The 6,110-nt window shown below is 66.0% G+C and carries 5 protein-coding genes; 3 read left to right on the plus strand and 2 right to left on the minus strand.

The features are described from left to right. Positions 1–188: hypothetical protein (locus tag AWB79_RS40740; RefSeq protein ID WP_232471148.1), on the plus strand; the 188-nt coding region annotated here is incomplete at its 5' end. Positions 189–243: 55 nt separating this feature from the next. Here the strand turns inward: AWB79_RS40740 and AWB79_RS37700 are convergent. Beyond that, the gene (locus AWB79_RS37700) at positions 244–1,539 is read right to left on the minus strand and encodes an SGNH/GDSL hydrolase family protein (RefSeq protein ID WP_061172561.1); all 1,296 of its coding nucleotides are present in this window, start codon (positions 1,537–1,539) and stop codon (positions 244–246) included. 173 nt (positions 1,540–1,712) lie between these two features. Here AWB79_RS37700 and AWB79_RS37705 point away from each other — a divergent pair, with 173 nt between their 5' ends. Further along, positions 1,713–2,864 (plus strand): methyltransferase, encoded by a 1,152-nt coding sequence (locus tag AWB79_RS37705; protein WP_061172564.1) that lies wholly within the window; start codon positions 1,713–1,715, stop codon positions 2,862–2,864. A 10-nt stretch (positions 2,865–2,874) separates the two neighbouring features. On the opposite strand, the gene AWB79_RS37710 is transcribed toward AWB79_RS37705, so the two are convergent. Next, on the minus strand, positions 2,875–4,140 hold the full coding sequence (locus tag AWB79_RS37710; protein WP_061172562.1) for a TIGR03862 family flavoprotein: 1,266 nt from the start codon (positions 4,138–4,140) through the stop codon (positions 2,875–2,877). A 171-nt stretch (positions 4,141–4,311) separates the two neighbouring features. Here AWB79_RS37710 and AWB79_RS37715 point away from each other — a divergent pair, with 171 nt between their 5' ends. Continuing rightward, positions 4,312–5,784: an MFS transporter gene (locus AWB79_RS37715; protein ID WP_061172563.1), complete on the plus strand. Its 1,473-nt coding sequence runs from the start codon at positions 4,312–4,314 to the stop codon at positions 5,782–5,784. Positions 5,785–6,110: the final 326 nt, after the last annotated feature.

Genomic DNA, 6,110 nt, shown 5'->3' on the forward strand with positions numbered 1-6,110 from the left:
GCAAAACAGAGTCATCACATCAACTTCCGCCTTGCGTCGCTGCGTTGTCAGCAGCAGAGAAACGAGATTATGAAGAATCTTTTTCTCCTTGTCAACACTATTTTTTAGCTTTCGCTTCAAAATTTGCCGACTTTGGAGGCCGCCTGTTTCGTCGGCGGCTCCCCGTCTTGCGACGAGGGGCTGAATAGTAGGCCAAGCACACGCGAATGACAAGGTGGTGAAGCAAGTTTTTTCGTCGTAGCTTCAGCGCCCTGCCTTCGCCGTCCCGGTGACGTATTCGACCGGCACCGCCGCAGCCATCGCTGCGTAGCCCGCATCGCTCGGATGAATGTGATCGCCGCTGTCATAGCGACGCTGCAGCACGCTCGGGCGCGCCGGATCGCGCAGCGCCTGATCGAAGTCGATCACGCCGTCGAATGCGCGGCTCGAGCGGATCGATTCGTTCACCGCCGTACGGATCGCCTCGCGTTCGGGTGGCAGCGACGCGGGCGTCAACGTCGCGCCGTAGATCTTGATGCCACGCTGGTGCGCCTGCGCGATCAGTCGCTGATAGCCGCGCACGAGCGCATCCGCGTTGACCTCGGTGTGCGGCGCGTCGCAGTCGAGGCCGGCGTGCGCGGGCATTGCCATGAAGTTGATGTCGTTGATGCCGATCAGCACGACGACCGCCCGCACGCCCGGCTGACGAAGCGCGTCGCGCTCGAAGCGGCTTACGACCGCCTCGCCATAGCACGGCGAATTGCTCAGCAAGCGATTCCCGCTGATGCCCGCATTCACGATCGCCGTCTCGCCGCCCCCCTTGCCCGCAAGCCGTTTCGCGAGCGCGTCGGGCCAGCGCCGGTTGGCGTTCAGGGTGGAGCGCATGCCGTCGGTGATCGAATCGCCGATCGCGACCACCGCTTGCGCGGACTGACTCTCTACCGCCACATTCGTCAGCCACGCGTATTGCGTGAAGCGCGCCCGATACGCCCCGTTCGATGCGTCGTCGGTATGGTCGCCGGGGGTCGAGATGTAATTGACCTGGCTCGCCACGCGATGCCACGCCACCAGCTTCTGATCCTTCCCCATGAACATGCTGACGGCCAGTGGCTGCTGCGCGCCGACGTCGAAACTCACGGCGTCGCTCGTGATCTGCGCGCCCGGCGCGACCGTCGCGCTCTTGTGCCCGCCGAACAGCACAGGCCGTGCACTGCCGGCCCGAATCGCCGGGCTCGCGCCTCCGACTGCGCGCGCCACGCTCATCGATTCGACGACGAGCGGCTCCGTCCCATATAGATTGCTGATCCTGAGGCGCACGCGCTTACCGTCGAGTTGCGGATAGACCAGTTGGCGGACGGTGCGTCCCGCGACATCCGGCGCGCGATACAGCGGCGGCAGATTCGCCAGTTGCGGAATCGACTGCAGCGCGGTGCCCCATGCGCTGACCCAGCGTTCGTTGGCGGGTGCATCGGCGGTTTCCGCGGCGAACGCGTGCGACACGACATTGAACTGCGCGACAAGCGCGGCCGCGCAGATCGCGGCGAGAACTCGGAGTTTCATTCGGCGACGTCGGGGGAAAAGGCTCGATTGTGCCTTAATTGTCAACGCGTCCGCGCCGCGCGCCGGCGGGAAAACTCACACACTGCAACGGCGCGCCCGAAATGGCCTCACAATGCTGCCAGTTCATTTTTCGCCGGCCCGTGGCGGCCAGCGCATCAGGCATCGATACATATATGCAATCGAAAAACACCGCACCGCAACGACTCGACTGGGAAGAAGACGGCGCACGGCACTCCGCCCTCTGGCGATCGGAAAGCGGCAACCCGCCGCCGAAGCGGCTCGTCATCGGACACGATCAGATGACCGCCGATCACGCCTATCGCCTCGCCTGCGAAGGCACCGCGATTCTCTGGCGCGGCGACTTCCAGAATGCGCGCCAACTGCTGCAGGCGATGGCGCGCCGCATCGACAACAAACCGCGCCGGGCGAAGAAGCCCGCGACGGAAGCCGCGCCCATCGACTCTTTCAATCTCCATCGTCTCGCGCAATCGCAGCGCGCGCGCAGCCTCGCGATGCTCGTGCTGCCGCTCGACGAGCAGTACGCAATTCCGCTGCGCCGCGCACCGAATGTGAGTCAGGCTTGCGAGGAAGCGTACGGGCCGCCGTCGGATGAGATGTCAGTCGTGTCGCTGCGCGAGGTGCTCGGGCTGATCGGCGCGCACGAGTGGCGCAAGAAAGGGGTCGACATCAGCGCGGTCGGCGGCAAGATCCACCCGTACTACGGCGTGTTCTCGCCGGTGCGCGGCGAATATGTCGATCTCGTCGCGAATCAGCCGCTTCCCGCACGCGAGCTCGCGTTCGATATCGGTACCGGCACGGGCGTGCTCGCGGCGGTGCTGGCGCGACGGGGCGTCGAACGCGTCGTGGCCACCGAAGTCGATGCCCGCGCGCTCGCCTGCGCGCGCGAAAACGTCTCGCGGCTAGGGCTCGAGCGGCAAGTGAAAGTGGTCGAGGCGGACATGTTCCCCGAAGGTCGCGCGCCGCTGATCGTGTGCAATCCGCCCTGGCTGCCGGCGCGGCCGAGCTCGTCAATCGAGCATGCGATCTACGATCCCGACAGCCGCATGCTGCGCGCCTTTCTCGGCGGACTCGCCGCGCATCTGACGCCGGGCGGTGAAGGCTGGCTGATTCTGTCGGACTTCGCGGAACATCTCGGCCTGCGCACGCGTGCGCAGTTGCAGGAATGGATCGACAAGGCGGGCCTGAAGGTGGATGGCCGTATCGACGTCAAGCCGCAGCATCCGCGCGCGACCGACAAGACCGATCCGCTATACGCCGCGCGTGTCAAGGAAGTGACCTCGCTGTGGCGGCTGGTCGCCGCGTGAAACGCGTGAATCAGCCGCCGCGTTCCGCGAGCCACGCGAGCGCGCCCTCGCCCGCGACGAGCCCGCTCGCGAAGCACGCCGTCAATAAATAGCCGCCGGTCGGCGCTTCCCAGTCGAGCATCTCGCCCGCGCAGAACACGCCAGGCAGCGCGCTGAACATGGCGCGCGCGTCGAGCGCCTCGAATGCGACTCCGCCCGCGCTGCTGATCGCTTCCTCGATCGGGCGCGGCCGCAGCACGCGCAGCGGCAGCGCCTTGATCCGCGCGGCGAGCGTGTCGAGATCCCCGAATTCCTCCTTGCTCAGACACTCGCGCAGCAGCGCCGCCTTCACGCCGGTCAGATGCAGCCGGCTTTGCAGATGACTCGAGATCGAGCGAGCGCCGCGCGGATGCAGCACTTCGTCACGCACGCGCTCAGCCGAAAACTGCGGCGCGAGGTCGATGAAAATGTCCGCGCCCGCGCCTTCGCTCGTGGCGATCCGATCCCGAATCGGCGCCGACAGCGCATAAATCAGACTGCCCTCTATGCCCTGATCCGTGATCAGGCATTCCCCGACGCGCCAGTGGAGCGCGCCGTCTGCGTCCGGCACGCCGATGGAGACCGATTTGAGCGGCTCGCCCGCGAAGCGGCTGCTGAAATGCTCGCTCCAGCCGACGTCGAAACCGCAATTGGACGGCACGAATGGCCGCACTGCGACGCCACGCGCCGCGAGAATCGGCAGCACGGCACCGTCCGAGCCGAGCCGTGGCCAGCTCGCGCCGCCGAGCGCGAGCACCAGCGCGTCGTGCCGGACGCACTTTTCGCCCGATGGCGTCGCGAAACGCGATATCGACGCACCCTCGTCCGCCCAGCCGAGCCAGCGATGCCGCATGTGGAACGTCACGCCCGACGCCCGCAGCCGATGCAGCCACGCGCGGAGCATCGGTGCGGCTTTCATGTCGGTCGGAAACACGCGGCCCGAACTGCCGACGAACGTCTCCACGCCCAGTCCGTGCACCCATTCGCGCAGCGCGGCGGCATCGAAACGGGCGAGCAGCGGCGCGATGTCCGCGCTGCGCTCGCCGTAGCGGGCAAGGAACGCGTCGGCGGGCTCGGAGTGCGTGAGGTTCATGCCGCCCTTGCCGGCCATCAGGAATTTGCGGCCGACCGACGGCATCGCGTCGAACACATCGACGCTCACGCCGCCCGCCGCGAGCGCCTCGGCCGCCATGAGCCCCGCCGGGCCGCCGCCCACTACCGCGACGCGCACCGATTCGATGTTTTCCACTGACGACATGCCTGATTGATTAGAAGCAAAACGGAGCGACATTGTCGCATCGCACGTTTCATGCACATGCGCGGCGTGCTGAAAAGCATTGCAGCCGCGTCGTAAGTCATTAAATAACAAAAAAGAATTTGGCCGGCCGCGCGCGTTGCATCGACAACTTTTCACCGAATTCGTCAGATCATGTCCGTTTCTCTCGCGCCCGAACGCGCCGCTTCCCGCCCTGCCGCACCGGATTCCCGGCCCGTCATCAAAAGCGCCGCCGATGTCTCCAACCTCGTCAACCACGGCGCCGCGATCGGCAGCGATGCGCGCGTCGTCGTCGCCATCGCGCTCGGCGGCATTTTTCTCGATGCCTACGATCTCGGCGCGCTCGCGTTCGGCATGAAGGACATCGCCCGCGAGTTCTCGCTCACGCCGACGGGCGCGGGCTTCGTCGCGGCAGCGATCACGTTCGGCGCGATCATCGGCGCGTTTCTCGGCGGCTATCTCACCGATAAAGTGGGGCGCTATCGCGTGTTCATGGCCGATATGTTCTTCTTCGTCGTCGCCGCGATCGCGTGCGCGTTTGCGCCGAACGCATGGGTGCTCGGCGGCGCGCGCTTCGTGATGGGACTGGGCGTCGGCATCGACCTGCCCGTCGCGATGGCCTTTCTCGCGGAGTTCTCCCGTCTCCAAGGGCGCGGAAACAAAGCGGCGCGCGTCGCGATGTGGTGCCCCGTCTGGTATGCGGCGATCAGCGTCTCGTATTTGCTGGTGCTCGGTTTGTACGCGGTCTTGCCGGAGCACAACGCCGGCTGGCTCTGGCGGCTGATTCTCGGGTTCGGCGCGGTGCCGGCGATCGCGATCATCGCGATTCGCAGCCGTTATATGAGCGAATCGCCGGTCTGGGCCGCGAATCAGGGCGATCTGAAAGGCGCGGCTGCGATTCTCAAGCGCTCCTACGGCATCGATGCCCGCGTCGACGATGCCGCGGTCGCGCCGTCCAAGGCCCGTCGCGCGACCTGGAGCAACTACGGCGCGCTGCTGCGCGGCGTGTATTTGCGCCGGACTGTGCTCGCGACCGTCATCGCGATTGCGTCGTCGTTCGCGTATAACGCCGTCGCGTTCGGCTTGCCGGTGATCATTTCCAGCTTCCTCGCGCAATCCATGCTGACGACGATTCTCGCGTCGCTCGCGCTGAACCTGTGCTTCGCGTTCGCGGGCGGTCTGTTCTCCGTGCGTACAGTACCGAAGTACGGCGCGTGGAACCTGTCGGTCGTCGGTTATGCATTTCAGCTGGCTGCGCTCGTCGGGCTCGCGATCGTCGGCAAGCCGTCGAACGGCGTCGAGGTTGTCGTCGCGATCGCGTTCCTCGCGGCGTTCCTGCTCGGCCAGGGCGTCGGACCGGGCTCGCACAGCATGACGTTCGCGTCGCTCAGCTATCCGACTTCGCTGCGCGGTGTGGGCGTCGGCTTCAACCAGACGCTGATGCGCGCGAGTTCGACCGTGTCGCTGTTCCTGTTCCCGGTGTTGTCGGCGGCGCTCGGGACGAAAGTGTTCTGGATCATCGCGGTTGCGCCGCTTGCGGGTCTCGTCGCGCTGTTCGCGGTGCGCTGGGAGCCGTCGGGCTACGACGTCGACGCCGAGGATTTCGCCGCGCAACAGTCGCGCTAAGCGCGCTGAACGTCCACCCCCTCCGAGCGGCGCGATCGTCGCCGCTCTTTCGCAGTTTTCTCAGCCGTCCGGCAAGCCTTCCTCGTCTGCACTAGATTAGTAGCGCGCGCGGGCATCGCACCCGATCGCGTGCGATGCCCGCGCGCACGTCCCATGCGGAATTACCCCGACACGTCTCAAAATTCTATTTACCGACCGTCCGGTCGGTTTATAATCGCCGGACAGCGACCATCCAGGACCGAGTGCCGCCATGTACACCCAATCCCTCGACCTCCCGAGCCCCACCTCGGCCAGCGAAGCGAACGTAGCCGCATCGTCGCCCGACC

The organism is Caballeronia hypogeia (assembly GCF_001544875.2).
GTDB classification, from domain to species: domain Bacteria; phylum Pseudomonadota; class Gammaproteobacteria; order Burkholderiales; family Burkholderiaceae; genus Caballeronia; species Caballeronia hypogeia.

Excerpts from the sequence above, each read along its gene's own strand:
- AWB79_RS37700 (WP_061172561.1), bottom strand. The coding sequence starts at position 1,539 with ATGAAACTCCGAGTTCTCGCCGCGATCTGCGCGGCCGCGCTTGTCGCG.
- AWB79_RS37715 (WP_061172563.1), top strand. The coding sequence starts at position 4,312 with ATGTCCGTTTCTCTCGCGCCCGAACGCGCCGCTTCCCGCCCTGCCGCA.
- AWB79_RS37710 (WP_061172562.1), bottom strand. The coding sequence starts at position 4,140 with ATGTCGTCAGTGGAAAACATCGAATCGGTGCGCGTCGCGGTAGTGGGC.
- AWB79_RS37705 (WP_061172564.1), top strand. The coding sequence starts at position 1,713 with ATGCAATCGAAAAACACCGCACCGCAACGACTCGACTGGGAAGAAGAC.